Genomic DNA, 16,780 nt, shown 5'->3' on the forward strand with positions numbered 1-16,780 from the left:
CAGCCTGAGGAAAACGGCTGCCTTTTCCTTCAACGGGTCAAGTAGGCTGACCTGCCTGCTTTTCGGAATACAGGCGGGTTGCCATCAGTCCATGACCAACTGCGGCCCCGGCGTTGAGCGCCGCAACGATAAACACCGTCTCAGCGAGCTCTTCCCTGGATGCACCCGCTTTCACGGCGCTCCGGACATGCGCGTCGATACAGTAGCTGCACTGGGTCGTCAGTGCTACCGCGATGGAGATCAACTCGCGGTACTTCTCGGGTATTTCTCCGTCTTTGCGTTCGGCAGTGGCCTTCAAATGGAGAAAGGCTGCGGCCTCCTTCGGCGCGGCCTGGATCAGTTGCTTGGCAAAAAGCAGGTCATCCGGGGATTGATAGGTGCTCATGTTTTTCCTTGGTGTCCAATTTCAATGGGGGCGTCATTGCTTGCCTTGCCGGGCGTTCGCTTCCTGATGGTCTCGAATAGACCTAGAAGCCAGCACATGGGACAACCTCTAAGCAATACAAGGGCCCCTGCCAGCATCAATGAAACGAGGAGTCCATAAGCTTGGTGGTGCAGCAATATGTAGATCGAAAGGCCGATTAAAGCAAAGGCACACAAGCCTTTCATTAAATGCACCGTGACGGAGCGACTACAAAACATTTCCTGTTCCTTTCTCGTGATCCGGATAACATCCGATGCCTATCAGAATCCGTCGATGCGATAGCCGCCTGCTGCCAGCTGCTCGCGCATCAGATGGCGTGCCCGGTGCAGCCGGCTCTTTACCGCCGCGACCGAGATATCAAGGTGCGCCGCCGCTTCCGGGGCGGACAATTTCTCGATATCACGCAGGATGAGAATTTCCCTGTAATGCGGAGCCAGATTGGCCAACGCCGCGACCAGGTCGCTACGAAGTTGCAATGGCGAAGAGGGCGCTTGCAAACCTTCTTCCTGCGCTGTCGTCAGTTCAACAGTGCGACGCGGTTTTGCGAAGAGCCGGTAGCATTCCCGTTCTATGATCCGGAATAGCCAGGCCGCCAGTGCAGAGAGCTTCTCTACCGTATTGAATTTGCGATGAAGTTTCCATAGTGCCTCTTGCACCGCATCTTCTGCATCTTCACTGCTAGCGCAGGTTCGCCGGGCGAAGCGTCTTAGGTCAGGTTGCATGCGGGCGAGCAAAAGATCGAGCGCCTTGGCATCCCCTCGGAGCGCGGCTTCAGCCACCTGGATATCAATGTCCATGATCTTTCAGCTTGCGACCGAAAAGCGCGCACATTGGGCAAAATCCGATGCAGCCGGTACAGGCCACGAGGGCGCCGACACCTATTGTCGGCCATTGGATCTCGTGCAAAAAGGGGATAAGGAACGCGGCTCCCACCACGGCCAAGCCAGCGCACAAGCGGAGGGCGCGCTCCCATTTTGCTAGATTTTTCTTGAAAAACATCTGATTCCTTTCAGTGGTAGGTAACGATTCCTAACTGACTAGAGGCGGCAAAGGCCGCAAAGGATTCAAGGCGCAGCGAATTTTTTTCCGGAAGTAGTGTTGTTCAGGTGGGCTAGCGTATCGCCATGTGGAGCGTAACCTGCTCTGGGATGCACTCCAATTGCCCTTACGTAGGCATTGTTGCTAGAACTCGTTGGATAAATAGGCAGGAGTACGAGCGGGTTCGGTTTGGGATGAAGTGCTGGGCGCGAATGTGGGGCAAGACTGGGCGCCTTGACCCGCATTCGTAGCGGGGGTCTGCCGCCCCATGCCGAACGTACGGCGCAGCAAGGGCAGGAGCGCCTCGCTAAGCTGGCATCACCGCCGTGTTCAATGCCATGAAGGCGGAACCGGTCATGGGATGAGTCAGGCGTTCAAGCGCTGTATTGAAGACGGTGACTCCGTCGGCGGTACTGATCCGGTCGATCTGGTAAGCACTCCCGAGATACCAGTTCTGGATGATCGCCTTGTCTTCGGTCCCGCTCACCGAAATTTCCAGGTTGTTGCCGATGTGACTGAACCTCAGGCGATCACTGGTGATGCCCGCGCCGAACTTGAGCGTGTCGATGTTGGCGGCATTGTAGTCATAGTCGCTGATGGTATCGACGCCGTCGCCCTGATTGAAGACATAGATATCGTTGCCGGTGCCGCCGTTCAGGTAGTCATCGCCTTTGCCACCGAATAACGTATCGTCACCCTCGCCGGCATTGAGCCCGTCATTGCCCTCGCCACCGATGAGGGTGTCATTGCCGCCGTAGCCCGACAGGTTGTCATTGCCGGCTCCGCCGTCGATGGTGTCGGCAAGGTAGCTACCGGTAAGGGAATCATTTCCAGCCATGCCATACATGCGATTGCTCACGCCACTAAGACCGATCCAATATTCATTCTCGGAACTGCCCGTCTGGGTGAGCCGGGAGGCCAGTTCGGAATAGCCCCAGATCGTGCCGTCGTCAAAGACGATCTTCTCGATGAAGTAAGATGAGCTGCCCGCGAAATAGTCCCTGATGGTGATGGCGTCAGTGCCCCAGGTCAAAGTCAGATGATTGCCTGATCGTGTCAGGACAGTATTTTCTGCCTGGATGCCTTTGCCCAGTCGCAGAGTATCGATGTTGGCGGCATTGTAGTCATAGTCACTGATGGTATCGATGCCGTCGCCCTGATTGAAGACATAGATGTCGTTGCCGGTGCCGCCGTTCAGGTAGTCATCGCCTTTGCCACCGAATAACGTATCGTCACCCTCGCCGGCATTGAGCCCGTCATTGCCCTCGCCACCGATGAGGGTGTCATTGCCGCCGTAGCCCGACAAGTTGTCATTGCCGACTCCGCCGTCGATGGTGTCGGCAAGGTAGCTACCGGTAAGGAAATCATTTCCAGCCATGCCATACATGCGATTGCTCGCGCCACTAAGACCGATCCAGTATTCATTCTCGGAACTGCCCGTCTGGGTGAGCCGGGAGGCCAGTTCGGAATAGCCCCAGATCGTGCCGTCGTCAAAGACGGTCTTCTCGATGAAGTAAGATGAGCTGCCCGCGAAATAGTCTCTGATGGTGATGGCGTCAGTGTCCCAGGTCAAAGTCAGATGATTGCCTGATCGTGTCAGGACAGTATTTTCTGCCTGGATGCCTTTGCCCAGTCGCAGAGTATCGATGTTGGCGGCATTGTAGTCATAGTCGCTGATGGTATCGACGCCATCACCCTGATTGAATAGATAGGTGTCGTTGCCGGTGCTGCCGTTCAGATAGTCATTGCCCTTGCCGCCGGAGAGTGTATCGCTGCCCCCATCGCCATTGAGCACATCGTTGCCATCCCCGCCGTCAAGGATGTCGTCGAATTGACTGCCCATAAGCGAATCATTTCCAGCCATGCCGTACATGCGATTGCTCACGCCACTGAGACCGGTCCAATATTCATTCTCGGAAGTCCCTATCTGGGTGAGCCTGGACGCCAGCTCGGAATAGCCCCAGGTCGTGCCATCATCGAAGATGACCTTCTCAAGGTGCCAATAGCCACCCATGAAATAGTTTTCGATGGTGATGGCATCCGTCCCCCAGGTCAGTGTCAGATGAGCGCCGAATCGGCTGACAACGGTATTTTCCGCCTGGATGCCTTTGCCCAGTCGTAGCGTGTCAATGTTGCCGGCAGTGTAGTCATAGTCATTGATGGTATCGACGCCATCCCCCTGATTGAAGACATAGATGTCGTTTCCGGTGCCGCCGTTCAGGTAATCCTTGCCCTTGCCGCCGGAGAGCGTATCGCTCCCTCGGTCACCACTGAGTACATCGTTACCATCGCCGCCGTCCAGGATGTCGGCGAATTGACCACCCGTAAGCGAATCATTTCCAGCCATGCCATACATGCGATTGCTCACGCCACTGAGACCGGTCCAATATTCATTCTCGGAAGTCCCTGTCTGGGTGAGCCTGGACGCCAGCTCGAAATAGTCCCAGGTCGTGCCATCGTCGAAGATGATCCTCTCGATGTGCCAATAACCACCCACGAAAAAGTTCTCGATGGTGATGGCATCTATCCCCCATGTCAGGGTCAGATGAGCGCCGGATCGTGCCACGACCGTGTCTGCCGCCTGAATCCCTTTGCCCAGGCGCAGGGTGTCAATGTTGCCGACAGTGTAGTCATAGTCGCTGATGGTATCGGTGCCATCGCCCTGATTGAAGACATAGATGTCATTGCCGATGCCGCCGTTCAGGTAGTCGTTGCCCTTGCCACCTACGAGAGTGTCGTTGCCGGCATCGCCGTAAAGCCTGTCGTTACCGTCGCCACCGAGCATGTAATTGCTGCTTCCATCTCCGCTGAGCGTGTCATCCCCGTTGGTGCCGCGTATGAGGGCGCCCGGCTTGCCTGTGGAAACCAGCAGCTTGCCCAATTCGGATGCATCTTGTTGGCCTGCGCGATGCAGGGCATCAAGGTAAAGCCGGCCGCTATCACCGAGCTGGCGCAAGGTCTCGCCCAGGCCAAGCAGGTGCAAGCTGGTCGACTCCGGAGCGCTCTGCATGGCTTGTTTCAAGGATGCGACCAACGGCATGGCATCCGGCACCAGGCTTTTTTCCGAGATGTTCCAGGCCAGACCGAACTGGCTGAAATCCTCCTTGTAGGTCGTCTGGACCTCCCAGCGTACATAGAGGCGCTCACCCAGGTCCCGCCAGATCGCCAGGATACTGAGTGCCGTCGCTTCATTGATGGGGTTGCCTCCGCCCGGCCAGGCCATGCCCGTGAGGGATTCGAGCGCGTAGAGGATGCGCCCGTTGATGAAGTTGCCGCGACTGTTGGCGGCCCGACGATCGCCGCCACTCCAGTTTAACAACAGGTCATCGAAGGCAGCGCGTCGGGCAGTCGGATCGCTCATGCTCATGATCGATTCCACCCGGCGTTGCAGGAACCCGCTGGCTTCCTGCGCCATGGCTTGCCGCAGGCTGAGGATATTGCCCATGCCGGGGAGCTCCGGTAGTTGCGCAATGGCTTCGCTGAGCGTTACTTCAGTTAGCGCCACACTGCGCATGGTGTTGGTGGCAAACCAGACATCACCCAGGCTGCGGGTACTGCCGTCGGTCGCGACATAGCTGCCCAGTTGACGCAAGGCATTACCGGCGGCATCGGTCTTGTTGGTGTGGGAAAAATGCACATTGAGCGTCTTGACACCCGCCGCGCCCAGATCGCTCAGCTCACCGGCATCCGTGATGCCGTTGCCATTGCGGTCCTGCCAGACCCTGAGACTGGCAAAAGCCTTGTCGTTGTCATCGAGCACGCCGTCCTGATTGCTATCCAGATCCGCGAGTGCGGCGAATCCATTGGCTGCAAACGCGCCATTGCCGAGCCGGGTATGGTCGCCAAACAGTTCGGCACCGCTGGTGATCTTGCCGTCGCCGTCGAGGTCGCGCACCAGCAGGGCGTCGTCGCCACCGACCCAGCCGCTCTGTTCGGCAAAGCCGTTCAGGTCGTGGTCGAAGTGGACGTTGGCACTGCGCGCGATGGTTTCTATCCCGTCGCCATCGAGATCGAGAATAAGCGGGTCACGCCGCGGTATGATGTTGCTGCTGGCCGCCCAGCGATCGTAGATCTGGCCCATGGCGTCATCGTGGTTCCTGTCCAGATCCAGGGGCGTGCCGAAAATGCCAGCGCCGGATTCACCCGCGTGCTGAGTGATGGCTTGACCGATGATCTCTGCAATCGTGTCGGTTTCCATCCCCGCTTTGGTCAGGGCGTCGATTGCCTTGACCACGCTCTTGGTGATCTGGTCAGTGGCGCGGTCCCCGCTCTTCACGATGTTGCGTCCACCGTCATCCGTAACCGGCAGCGGGGTGACATTGCGATCGGCATCGATTTTCCAGCCAGCCGCACCAGCGACCAACTGATAGGCGCTTGCGCCTACGCCGACCACGGTTGCAATGGTACCTACGGTCACAACCAGGGGAATGACTGCTCCGCTCATGGTGATGAGTGCTGCGCCTGCGCCGATCAACGATGCCACGCCGCCGATCACGCCTGCGAGGTCGGATTGCTGGATGGGAGTGCCATCGCTATAGGCTTTGAGAATCTTTTTTCCGCTATCCCAGCCACTCAGCGCACCCAATACTCCTCCAACCGGCGGCATATATTTCGCCACGCTGCTACCTATCGTGGCAAATTCCACTATCGAGTGTGTGGTCTGCCCTATGCCTATTACCGTGCCCGTGGTATTGAAGCTGCCGTCAGAGTTTTTTACACCAGCGCCGGTATTGGCGGCATTCAAATGCGTACCAAATCCTCCAGTCAGAATTATCAATCCGATATTTTCATTGCTCATAGTTGTCCTCTTTTCTCACGAATAAAAATGAATGCATAAAAAAGGTAGTACGGGGTCAAAAGGCATAGTCCGATCATCAGACTGGACATCAAGTCCCTGGAGTGTCTCGTGCTCGTGGCTTCGAAATTGACGCTGATATCTCGTTCGGGGCAATCGAGGGTCCACACCCGAAACCGTTCAGTGGGCGTCAGCTTTAGCGGAGCACCTTGCACCGTGGCCATGCATCCCGGAAGGCTCTTTCGCTGAGCGTCGGTCCAGACGTAAGTACGGAATCTGCCACCCGCGCTGATATCTACCGGCCACTCCATCTGACGCCGCTCGCCGTTAGGCAACTCGACAAAGAGATGCGGCTCGGTCAGTTGGGTGTGCAGAATGCGCACCTGCAATGTTTGGAGGGTGGCCGGATCAGGCACACGATTCCATTGATTGACGCACTCGGGGATGATCAGGAGCACCAGGGAAAGGAGCATTCCCCACGAAGTCTGAGGGTATCGACGCCAGAATGGCTTGCCCCTGCGCGTGGCCAGTACCGCTTCGTTGGGCGGACCGGAGAGCTTGTCTATCAATCGCTGCCGTCGGCTGAGAGGACGATTCAGGTTCATGCGCGCACCCCTTCGGACAAGGATTTCGAGTCACTCTCGAAGAGCCTGATAGGGAAGCCTGTGGCCGAAGTGAGTGACGGATCGGAAGCCTTATCTCCAATCAAAAGATATAAAAGTTCATTTCGTTTCGTGATTCTGGGCGGCAACGGCGAGGAATCGGCCGGGCACGATGCCGGCGTCGCGCAGTCTCTCTAGGAGGAGCCTGTCTTGACCAACGGGTCGTCCTGCGATTCGACCCAGCCCAGACTCTCTTACCGATTGAAGAGCGATTGCGCATCCTTGGATGTCGCATTGCCAGCCGCTGCACCGTTTGCGCAGAGCGGCGTCACATTTGTCTTGGTCTCAGGCATGGCGGTAGTCGACACACACGGGATGATTCCGGCAGATGTCGTATGCGGGCTGGTGGCGACAGTGGTGTTCATAAATGAGGGTGACTGCAAGCGATACTTCATCGTTACAGCACTATGATCCATTGATTTGACGGCTGTACTTTAGTTAGAAAAACTACTCGCCGGCTGACATTTTCTGACCGGAATGATCGCCGCAAAGCCTTGTGCATATTGGCTTTCCGTTGATAAAAGCAAATCGGCATCCAAGCAAAACAAGGAGCGCAGATTCCTCGTTTCCTACAAGCGAATGTCCCGCCGTCCTATGCCTTCCGGAACGGGGTGAGCCTTATCATCGAGCGATCCGGCATGCTGTCCGGCAAGTCCGCTGGCGCTGCCATCCCGCTCAAGGAGTCCGCATGACAAAGTTGCCCGCCGCCGATCTTCAACTACCGCTGTTCGTCTACAGCCAGCGTGAGTCGCTGACCGAGAAGAGCGCCTGGATCGCCCTGCAGGAGCACCACCAATACAGTGCCCGCCACTTCCGCCTGGAACGCCTGTTCGCAGCCGACCCCCAGCGCGGCGAAAACCTGACCGCCGAAGCGGCAGGTATCTATCTCGACTATTCCAAGAATCTCATCACCGCCGAAACCATGACCCTGCTGATGCAACTGGCGCGCCAGTGCGGCCTGCAGGATCGGGTGGAGGCAATGTTCCGCGGCGACCGCATCAATGCCACCGAGCAGCGTGCGGTGCTGCACACGGCCCTGCGCAAGCCGGCGACGGAGCGGCTGGTGGTGGAGGGTGATGACGTGATTGCGCAGGTGCAGGAAGTCCTGGCGCGCATGGAGGCCTTTGCCGAACAGCTGCGTAGCGGCGCGTGGACCGGGCATACCGGCCGGCCGATCCGCCATGTGGTCAATATCGGTATCGGTGGCTCGGACCTGGGCCCGATGATGGCGCACGAGGCCCTGCGCCATTACAGCCAGCGCGATCTGTCGCTGCACTTTCTCTCCGACGTCGATGCGGCGGCACTGCTGGAAACGGTGCGCGGCTTGCCGCCGGAGGAGACGCTTTTCATCGTCTGCTCAAAGACCTTTACCACCCTGGAAACCATCACCAATGCCCAGGCCGCCCGCCAATGGCTGGTGCAGAAATTGGGCGACGAGGCGGCGGTGGCCAGGCACTTTGTGGGGGTGACCACCAATATCGAGGAAGCCAGCCGCTTCGGGATCGATGAGTGCAACATGTTCGGGTTCTGGGACTGGGTCGGCGGCCGCTATTCGATGAGCAGCGCCATCGGCCTGTCCACCATGATCGCCATCGGGCCGCAGCACTTCCGCGAGATGCTGGACGGCATGCACGCCATGGATGAACATTTCCGCACCGCGCCGCTGGAACGCAACCTGCCGGCCATCCTGGGCATGCTCACCGTGTGGTACTGCAACTTCTTCGATGCCCGCAGTCAGGCTGTGCTGCCCTATAGCCAATACCTGCGGCGCTTGCCGGCCTATCTGCAGCAGCTGACCATGGAAAGCAATGGCAAGCAGGTGACGCTGCACGGCGAGCCGGTGGACTACCAGACCTCGCCGGTCTACTGGGGCGACAACGGTATCAATGGCCAGCATTCCTTCTACCAGATTTTGCATCAGGGCACGCAGATGGTGCCGTGCGATTTCATCGGCTTCTGCCGCCCGCCGCACGCGCTGGGTCAGCAGCATGAACTGCTGATGGCCAACATGTTTGCGCAGGCCGAGGCACTGGCCTTCGGCAAGAGCGCACAGCGGGTGCGGGAGGAAGAGACGCCGGAAGAACTGGTGCCGCATCGCGTGTTCCCGGGCAACCGGCCCAGCAACAGCATGCTGCTGGAGCAGCTCACACCCTACAGCCTGGGCAGCCTGGTGGCCCTGTACGAACATAGCGTCTTCACCCAGGGCGTGATCTGGAATATCGATTCCTTCGACCAGTGGGGCGTGGAACTGGGCAAGCAGCTGGCCAAGCGCACCGCCCGCCAGCTGATCGATCACGCCGAGCCGCTGCATCATGACAGTTCCACCAACGCACTGATCCGCCGCTATCGCGGCTCACAGGGGGAGACCACCCGGCGCACCGATTGAAGCGCCCGGCGCGTCCTCAAGGAGGAGACACCATGAGCACCATCATCGCCGCACGATTCGAGCAGCAGGAGCAGGCCGCACACGCCGTGGAGGCGCTGGTGGAGGCGGGCTTTGCGCGTGAGCGCGTCAGCAGTTTCTTCGTCAATCCGGCCGGTCAGCATGACCGCTTTGCCGTCGGCGGCGATCGCGACAAATCGCCTGGTGCCGAGGAAACCGACAAAGGCGCCGCCGCCGGGGTCGCGGCCGGTGCCGGTGCTGGTGCGGCCGCCGGGCTGGCCGCCGCGCCTGTATCCGGCCCGCTGGGGCCGGTACTGGGCGGGCTGGTCGGGGGACACCTGGGCGGCCTGGTCGGCAGTCTGAGTGCCACCGATGATGACCCGGCCCCGCGTCGCCTGGCTGGCATGCTGGTGGCGGTGGCGCTGGCGGAGCCGGCGCAAGAGCAGCGCGCCGTACGCGTGCTGCAGCAGCTGCGGGGCAGCGAGGTGGAACGGGCGCAGGGTCAGATCGAGCAGGGCGATTGGATCGACTTCGATCCCTTGCGCGCACCGCAGCCACTGCAAGACCTCATCGATTGATCTCCCTCCCCCGGGCAACACTTCCGGCCCGACAGCGTACTGTCGGGCCTTTTGCATTCATGGCCTGCCGGCCGCCAGCGCACGCTTGCACGCATCGCCGGCAGGTGAGTTTATAATTGCCCGTAATAATCGATTACCAGAAATTCAGCGGGCAAGGCGTAGTACAGAAGAACAAGGAACGCCAAGAGGGGAGCACTGCCATCGCAGGCGGTTGCGCCGTGAGAATGATCATGAAGCGGACGAGCGCACATGAGATTATTGACCAAGGGCTTGCTGATCGTTGCCATCCCGAGCCTGTTCGAAGTGCTGTTGCTGGGAGCGTTGTTCAAGTCGCAGGCCGATGCCGAAGACGCCGAGCGTTGGGCTGCGCATTCGGCACAGGTGGTCAACCAGGCGGCCGAGGTGCGCCAGCCCATGCTGCTGGAATCGGCCCGTATCCGCAATGCCATCCTGCTGGACCAGTCCGAGCCGATCAGCCGTCCCGAATTGTGGGCCGACCTGGAGGTCAAGGCTGGCGAGCTGGCCCGGCTGGTCTCCGACAATCCGCAGCAGAGCGCTGCCGCGCGCGGCCTGCACAATACCATCGCCCGCTACCGCCAGTGGGCCGATAGCGCCCGCGCGCGCATGCAGAACGGCCAGCGCGATGCACTGATCCGTGAATTGCGCGACGAGGAAGGGCCGCACCGGCTCTCCGACTTTCTCAACCGCTTGGACGGCTTCGTCGAGCAAGAGCGCCGGCTGGGTCAGCAACGCACGGCGCAACTGCAGGCCGCGCGCCAGTCCCAGACCTGGTTGCTGATCGCGGCGGTGCTGGGTTCCATCGTGACCGCGGGCCTGGCCTCGCTGGCCTTTACGCGCAATATCGGTAACCGTATCGCGGTGTTGATTGCCAATGCCCAGCGCCTGGCCGACGGTCAGCCGCTGGCGGCGCGGGTGGGTGGCGATGACGAGATCTGCCAGCTCGATGACGCCCTGCACCGCAGCAGCGAACGGCTCAACGAAGCCTCGCGCCAGGCAGAAGGCTATCGCGCCGAAGTGGAGCAGCGGGCGCGCGAGCTGGCTGATGTCAATGCCGATCTGCGCCAGCAGACCCAGGATAATGAAATGTTCATCTACAGCGTCTCGCACGACCTGCGTTCGCCGCTGGTGAACCTGCAGGGTTTCAGCAAGGAGATCACCCATGCCACCCGTGATCTGCTGGACGCCGTCGAGCAGTTGGCCTTGCCGGAGCAGGACAAGATGCGCCTGCGGACCCTGGTCGAGGACGACATCCATACCTCGCTGCGCTTCATCCAGAACGCGGTGACGCGGTCGGCCGGGATCATCGACGCCATGTTGCGGCTTTCGCGTGCCGGGCGGGTGGAATATCAGCCGGTGATGTTGGACATGCACGCCATCGTGCAGCGCATTGTCGCCGCCATGAGCAGCACCATCCGCGCCAAGGGCGCGCTGGTGGATATCGCGGCGGACCTGCCGCCGGCCTTCGGTGACCCGACCTCGGTGGAGCAGGTGCTGGGCAATCTGGTGGGCAACGCCGTCAATTACCTCGACCCGGCGCGCCCCGGTCACATCACGGTCGGGCATGTCCGCCAGGCCGACAATATCGCCACCGCGCCCAGTCTGGTGACCTATTTCGTGCGCGATAACGGCCTGGGTATCGCGCCCGCCTATCTGGACAAGATGTTCATCGCTTTCCAGCGTCTGCACGGCAATGCCGCGCCGGGCGAGGGCATCGGGCTGGCGCTGGTCAAGCGCGTAGTGGAACGCCACGGCGGCCGCATCTGGGTGGAATCGGTGGAAGGCCAGGGCAGCTGCTTCTTCGTGGCCCTGCCGGCGCGGCCGCCGGTGGCGCCCTGAGCCGCTGCCTCTACACATCACAGGGAGGGATCATGCCCACGGAACAAAGCGTCAATATCATCCTGGTCGAAGACGACGACGGCCATGCGCTGCTGGTCGAGAAGAACCTGCGGCGCGCCGGTCTGGTCAACGGCTTTACGCGGCTGCGCGATGGCCAGGAAGCCCTGGATTATTTCTTTGGCGCCGACCTGGTACGGACCGAGCTGCAGCAACTGGTGGTGCTGCTGGACGTCAACATGCCGCGCGTGAACGGCGTGGAAGTGCTGCGCCGGATGAAGCAGGACGCCGCCACCGCGGCCATCCCGGTGATCATGCTCACCACCACCGATGATCCGCGCGAGATCGCCCACTGCTACGAAACCGGCTGCAATGTCTACATCACCAAACCAGTGGAATACGACGACTTCATCGAGGCGGTAAGGCGCCTGGGCTTCTTCCTGCAGGTGGTCAAGCTGCCGCAGGCGGGAGGTGGCAGCGGGCGGCGCGAGAGCGAGTCGCGATGAGCGCCGGGGCCGCCCACATCCTGGTGCTGGAAGACGATGACGGCCTGCTGGCTCTGGCCACCCGGGTCTTGCGCAAGCACGGCCATCGGGTGACCGCCGCCGCCGACGTCGCTACTGCCCTGGCGGCGGTCCAGCAAGAGCGGCCCGACCTGCTGATCATCGATTATTACCTGCAAGCCCTGGACACCGGGCTGGATTTTTTCCGCCAGCTGCGGGCGACGGGGCTGCAGATCCCGGCCATCATGGTCTCGGGCGTATCCGACGAACCCCGCATCATCGAGGCGCTGCGCGCGGGGGTGGCCGACGTGCTGCCCAAGACCAGCGACTATCTCGATTTCCTGCCTGCTGCGGTGGAGCGCCTGCTGGCCCGGCAGGCAGAGCAGCGACTGGCCGAGGCCGAACGCGTGGCACGGGCGAGGGAAGAATTCATGGCGGCGCTGTCGCAGGAACTGCGCACCCCTCTCAATGCCATCATCGGCTGGGCGCAATACCTGCTGCGCGACGCCTCCGATCCCGAGCAGCTCAACAAGGGCCTGCAGGTGATCGAACGCAACGCGCGGCGACAGGCACAGCGGGTCGAGCAATTGCTGGAGCTCAGTCGCATCCTGTCCGGCAGTCTGCAACTGGAGATGCAGACGATCGATCTGGCCGGCGTGGTCGAGCAGGCCATCGCGTCGGTGCAGGCGGCGGCCGAGGCCAAGGACATCCGCATCCGTTCGGAACTGGCCACCCCGGCGCCGGTCGTGGGCGATCCACAACGTCTGCAGCAGGTGGTGGGTAAGCTGCTGATGAATGCGATCCGCTTTACCCCGCCTCAGGGCAGCGTGCAGGCGACCCTGCGCCGGCCCGGCGACCAATGGCAGTTGGAGGTGGCCGACAGTGGCCGGGGTATTCCGCCGCAATGGCTGACCGGCGTCTTCGAACGTTTCGGCCAGGAAGCGGCCGGCATGGCCGACGCCGAGGGTGATCCGTCATTGGGGCTGGGCCTGGCGATCACGCGCCAGCTGGTCGAGTTGCACGGTGGCCGGGTGCACGCCGAAAGTCCGGGGCCGGGCCTGGGCGCGCGCTTCTTCGTGACGCTGCCGCTGGCCGCCGGCCACTGAAGCGAGTGCGGCGCGCCCTCAGTCCGCCAGGACCGGCAGGGTGACGGTGAAGGTGATGATGTGGTTGTCGCAGTCCACTGCGATCTTGCCACCATGCCCGCCGACGATCTCGCTGACGATGTACAGTCCCAGTCCCAGTCCGCGCGCATTACGTTGGTTGCCCATCGATTCCTTCTTGTAGGGCTTGAACAGATTGTTGCGCACCTCCGCCGGGATCGCCGGCCCATGGTTGGACACCGAGACCGTGAGCAGGTCCTCGCGCCGGAACACGATCAGGGTGGAGGGCTTGCCGATCTCGCCATGGTGGCGCGTGTTGGAGAGCAGGTTGGACACCACCTGGCTGATGCGGTCACCGTCCAGCAGGATCTCGCCGCAGTCTTCGGCTTCGAGGATGATCTCGTTGTCCGGATAGGCCATGCGCGCTTCGTTGACGATTTCGGTCACCATCTTGCGCACATCTACCGGCCGGCGCTGGATGTCCAGTCCCATCCCGCTCTGCAGGCGACTGATGTCGAGCACCTGCGAGATCAGGCGGTGCATGCGGCTCGAGGAAGAGGAGATGCGCTTGCTCAGATTGGAACTGGACGGCGAGTGCTCGCGCACCTCGATCATGCGGGCCGCCATCATGATGGCCTGCAGCGGATCGCGCAGATCGTGGCCCAGGGTGGCCAGCAGGGTTTCGCGGGCGCGCTTGACCATGTTTTCGTTGGACAGCGCCACTTCCTGGAAGTCCAGTCGCAGCTGGCCGGCCACTTCCAGTTCGGTCTTGTCCCAGGGCAGACTCTTGCCGCGCACGGTTTCCTTCCAGACGGCGAAGGAGCCGCGCGGCGTCAGGCGTGGGCCGAGCGGGCCGATGCTGTACTTCTTCTCGGGATTGCCGCCCCAGCGCACGTCTTCCACCTGTTCGTTGCGGAACCAGAAGGCATAGCCATCCTGTTCGCGATAGAAGCGCACCGCCAGCACGCCGCAGATATCGCCCAGCACCGCCTTGAGCGCCGGTGCATCGGCACCCAGGGCGCTGGTGTAGAACATGTCGCCGGGTTCGTTTTCGTTGAGCCAGTTGATCAGGGCGTTGACGCTTTCGCGCGAGGGAGCCTTGCCGAATACCTGGGTCTTGCGGTCCATCGAGATGGCGCCGCCGTGGCTGTTCATCACCCGCAGGAAACCTTCATGTTCGCCGGCCAGGGCCAGCACGATATCTTCGCGGTCGGTGATGCGGGCCACGATCTCGCGTCGCAGCGCCGAGCTGTATTCCAGCGCGCGGGAGCGTTCGCCATTGAGATTGCGCTCCACCAGGGCGCTCACGAACTGGGCCAGCAACTGGCAGGACATGCGCACCGCATGGGGCACCAGGTGCGGGCTCATGTGATGGCAGGCGATGAGTCCCCAGAGGCGCTCGCCGATGACGATAGACAGGCTCATCGAGGCGCCCACGCCCATATTGCTCAGGTATTCGATATGCACCGGCGAGACGCTGCGCAGCATGCTGTGGCTCAGATCCAGCGGCCGGCCGGTAAGCGGATTGAGGTCGGGTTCCAGTGCCACATTGGGCGCGCCGACGTCGGCGATCAGACGGATCGGATTGATCACGTACAGGCGTCGTGCCTGGGCCGGGATATCGCTGGCGGGGTAGCGCTGGCCGAGGAAGGGCTCCAGTTCCTCGCGCTTGTGTTCGGCGATGACCTCGCCGCTGTCGTCATGCAGGAAGCGGTAGGCCATCACGCGGTCGAAGCCGGTGATGCGGGCGATCTCATCCACCGCCAGGCTCAGCAGGTCTTCCACGCCCTGCTGGCGCTGGATGCGCTGGATGGCCTGGTGTGCGGCCAGAGCGAAGGCATCCAGCGACAAGGCATCGGCCGGACGTTTTTCGAATTCGGCGATCAGCACGCCATCGGACTTGTGCGTGACCAGGTCGAAGGCACCCGATTCCAGCGTCAGCATGCGCGCATCGATGTAGCCGTGCTTGTCTTCCAGCGCACTGAGCAGGACCGTACGGGCAGCCGCATCCAGATGCGATGGGCCCAGGGGTTGGCCGATTTCTGGCAGCGGGCCCAGCAGCAGTTCGGCATTGGTACTGCGGGTTGCCAGGCGGCCATCCGGCGTGAAACACAGCAGGGCGCCATGGTTCTGGACGGAGCCGGGGATGTGGATCGGTTCCTGGTCACAGTTGCTCAGGTCGACCGATCGCCGGCGATTTTCATGGTACGGATTGCTCATGCACTACTTTCCCGAAGCCGGTAAAACGGCGTCGAATTGCGTTCGCGCACATGTCGCGACGAACGCAGTTGGAATCGGCCCGAGGTCGCGCCGCATTCGGCGCAGGCCTTGCGTCCATCGGCGGAGCAAGGCGGCCAGGGGCAGGGCGCGCGACCCTTGTTGTCGGGAAATGCCAATTATATGCGTCATGGCCGATTTAGTGCACATTACTGCTGAATTTGACGCACCGCCGGACTGGCGATCCGCGCTGTCTCGGCGGCATCGGGGCAGACTTCCATTTTGTCCTACAAGGCAATCGGACGCAGTCCGATAGAACTCATCCATGTGGGCTTTTAAGATCACGCAAAACTCGCAGAAACAACGCGGCCTGCCGGCGCCGGTGCGCTGGAAGATGCCGTAAGGGAAAAGACCGCCCGGTTGCATGCTGAGACTTCGTGAGGATGCGTCAAATCGTGTCGACTGGGGGTGTGCGGACTCTTCCAGTTTTGCGTGACATGGCTACAATGAAGTCGTCGATAGCATCGTGGCCGGAGCACACCAGGGAGCGAATCAGTATGCTGTCGATGATGTCGATGACTTACCGGGAAAAAATCGAACGCAGTGTCGGTCAGCCCAGCCGGCTGGCGCAACAAGGCAGGCAAGGTGGCCTGCCGATGGCGGCCGGGACCGACGCGGACAATGGCAAGCTTACGTTGCAACCAGCCCGGCGCAAGCAGCACGCGCCGGATCTTTGAGCAGGGTAGCCTCATGGACAAGTCTGATTCCACCCATCCTTGCGATCCTCTCATCGCCATCCAGCAGGGCGACTGGACCGCTTACCGTAACCACATCTCCACCCAGGGCGGTGTCGTCGCCGATGGCGAGGACGAGCGCCTGTCCGTCTATCCCGAGCCCTCCCAGGATTCGGCCGGTCAGCCGCTGCATGGCGAGGAAGACATCCTGGCCTATCGCCGGCGCTGCGCCCGCGCCTACATCGGCATGAATGGCCGCCTCGGTGGTCGTGCCTACCGTCCCAACGAGCCGGTGATCCTGACCCAGGAAGCGGTGCAGGAACTGGCGGAGCTGAACCGCCTGCTGCGTGAGGAACGTGCGCTGAAAAAGAAGTCCGGCTGAAGCCTGCGACGTTCCTGGTGGCGCCCGTCCCGGCCTGCAGGCATGTAGGTGCATGCCTTGATTTCGTGTAGGAAAACAGGAAGCCTTCGCGGGGGGCTATGCCAGGC

13 protein-coding genes are annotated in these 16,780 nt (G+C 61.3%); 7 read left to right on the forward strand and 6 right to left on the reverse strand.

The features are described 5' to 3' along the window. Nucleotides 1-37: 37 nt before the first annotated feature. The 5 genes from VE092_RS04720 to VE092_RS04740 all read right to left on the reverse strand — a co-directional run bounded on the left by VE092_RS04720 (nt 38) and on the right by VE092_RS04740 (nt 6,862). On the reverse strand, nt 38-385 hold the full coding sequence (locus tag VE092_RS04720; RefSeq protein ID WP_324874303.1) for a carboxymuconolactone decarboxylase family protein: 348 nt from the start codon (nt 383-385) through the stop codon (nt 38-40). Between the two features lie 299 nt (nt 386-684). Next, entirely contained in the window at nt 685-1,221 is a 537-nt protein-coding gene (locus VE092_RS04725; protein ID WP_324874305.1) for an RNA polymerase sigma factor, read from the reverse strand. After that, a complete protein-coding gene (locus tag VE092_RS04730) occupies nt 1,211-1,423 on the reverse strand; it encodes a DUF2892 domain-containing protein (RefSeq protein WP_324874307.1) in 213 nt (70 codons plus the stop codon). Before VE092_RS04730 ends, VE092_RS04725 begins: the two co-directional genes overlap by 11 nt. A 346-nt stretch (nt 1,424-1,769) precedes the next feature. Further along, nucleotides 1,770-6,260 (reverse strand): calcium-binding protein, encoded by a 4,491-nt coding sequence (locus VE092_RS04735; protein WP_324874309.1) that lies wholly within the window; start codon nt 6,258-6,260, stop codon nt 1,770-1,772. After that, nucleotides 6,257-6,862 (reverse strand): hypothetical protein, encoded by a 606-nt coding sequence (locus VE092_RS04740; RefSeq protein WP_324874312.1) that lies wholly within the window; start codon nt 6,860-6,862, stop codon nt 6,257-6,259. The genes VE092_RS04735 and VE092_RS04740 overlap by 4 nt, the downstream gene beginning before the upstream one ends. 745 nt (nt 6,863-7,607) lie before the next feature. Here VE092_RS04740 and pgi point away from each other — a divergent pair. The 5 genes from pgi (at nt 7,608) to VE092_RS04765 (ending at nt 13,343) form a co-directional block, all read left to right on the forward strand. After that, a complete protein-coding gene (gene pgi / locus VE092_RS04745; RefSeq protein ID WP_324874314.1) occupies nt 7,608-9,305 on the forward strand; it encodes a glucose-6-phosphate isomerase in 1,698 nt (565 codons plus the stop codon). A gap of 32 nt (nt 9,306-9,337) precedes the next feature. Next, nucleotides 9,338-9,880: a hypothetical protein gene (locus VE092_RS04750; RefSeq protein ID WP_324874315.1), complete on the forward strand. Its 543-nt coding sequence runs from the start codon at nt 9,338-9,340 to the stop codon at nt 9,878-9,880. Nucleotides 9,881-10,129: 249 nt separating this feature from the next. Next, nucleotides 10,130-11,737: a sensor histidine kinase gene (locus VE092_RS04755; RefSeq protein ID WP_324874317.1), complete on the forward strand. Its 1,608-nt coding sequence runs from the start codon at nt 10,130-10,132 to the stop codon at nt 11,735-11,737. 32 nt (nt 11,738-11,769) lie between these two features. Next, complete coding sequence (locus VE092_RS04760) at nt 11,770-12,240, forward strand: response regulator (protein WP_324874319.1); 471 nt, start codon at nt 11,770-11,772, stop codon at nt 12,238-12,240. Further along, a complete protein-coding gene (locus tag VE092_RS04765) occupies nt 12,237-13,343 on the forward strand; it encodes a hybrid sensor histidine kinase/response regulator (protein WP_324874321.1) in 1,107 nt (368 codons plus the stop codon). Before VE092_RS04760 ends, VE092_RS04765 begins: the two co-directional genes overlap by 4 nt. Before the next feature lie 18 nt (nt 13,344-13,361). Here the strand turns inward: VE092_RS04765 and VE092_RS04770 are convergent, their stop codons facing one another. After that, on the reverse strand, nt 13,362-15,560 hold the full coding sequence (locus VE092_RS04770) for an ATP-binding protein (protein WP_324874323.1): 2,199 nt from the start codon (nt 15,558-15,560) through the stop codon (nt 13,362-13,364). A gap of 554 nt (nt 15,561-16,114) precedes the next feature. Between VE092_RS04770 and VE092_RS04775 the strand changes: the two genes are divergently transcribed. Next, on the forward strand, nt 16,115-16,294 hold the full coding sequence (locus tag VE092_RS04775) for a hypothetical protein (protein ID WP_324874325.1): 180 nt from the start codon (nt 16,115-16,117) through the stop codon (nt 16,292-16,294). 13 nt (nt 16,295-16,307) lie between these two features. Continuing rightward, nucleotides 16,308-16,673, forward strand: a complete 366-nt coding sequence (locus VE092_RS04780; protein ID WP_324874327.1) for a hypothetical protein — start codon at nt 16,308-16,310, stop codon at nt 16,671-16,673. The last annotated feature ends 107 nt before the right edge of the window (nt 16,674-16,780 follow it).

Origin of the sequence: Herbaspirillum sp., assembly GCF_035644555.1 — a bacterium.
Classification (GTDB): Bacteria; Pseudomonadota; Gammaproteobacteria; order Burkholderiales; family Burkholderiaceae_D; genus Herbaspirillum.

Bases quoted from the DNA above. Each gene is read 5' to 3' on its own strand.
- VE092_RS04740 (WP_324874312.1), bottom strand. From the start codon at position 6,862: ATGAACCTGAATCGTCCTCTCAGCCGACGGCAGCGATTGATAGACAAG.
- VE092_RS04720 (WP_324874303.1), bottom strand. From the start codon at position 385: ATGAGCACCTATCAATCCCCGGATGACCTGCTTTTTGCCAAGCAACTG.
- VE092_RS04725 (WP_324874305.1), bottom strand. From the start codon at position 1,221: ATGGACATTGATATCCAGGTGGCTGAAGCCGCGCTCCGAGGGGATGCC.
- pgi (WP_324874314.1), top strand. From the start codon at position 7,608: ATGACAAAGTTGCCCGCCGCCGATCTTCAACTACCGCTGTTCGTCTAC.
- VE092_RS04750 (WP_324874315.1), top strand. From the start codon at position 9,338: ATGAGCACCATCATCGCCGCACGATTCGAGCAGCAGGAGCAGGCCGCA.
- VE092_RS04760 (WP_324874319.1), top strand. From the start codon at position 11,770: ATGCCCACGGAACAAAGCGTCAATATCATCCTGGTCGAAGACGACGAC.
- VE092_RS04775 (WP_324874325.1), top strand. From the start codon at position 16,115: ATGCTGTCGATGATGTCGATGACTTACCGGGAAAAAATCGAACGCAGT.
- VE092_RS04780 (WP_324874327.1), top strand. From the start codon at position 16,308: ATGGACAAGTCTGATTCCACCCATCCTTGCGATCCTCTCATCGCCATC.
- VE092_RS04755 (WP_324874317.1), top strand. From the start codon at position 10,130: ATGAGATTATTGACCAAGGGCTTGCTGATCGTTGCCATCCCGAGCCTG.
- VE092_RS04770 (WP_324874323.1), bottom strand. From the start codon at position 15,560: ATGAGCAATCCGTACCATGAAAATCGCCGGCGATCGGTCGACCTGAGC.
- VE092_RS04730 (WP_324874307.1), bottom strand. From the start codon at position 1,423: ATGTTTTTCAAGAAAAATCTAGCAAAATGGGAGCGCGCCCTCCGCTTG.
- VE092_RS04735 (WP_324874309.1), bottom strand. From the start codon at position 6,260: ATGAGCAATGAAAATATCGGATTGATAATTCTGACTGGAGGATTTGGT.
- VE092_RS04765 (WP_324874321.1), top strand. From the start codon at position 12,237: ATGAGCGCCGGGGCCGCCCACATCCTGGTGCTGGAAGACGATGACGGC.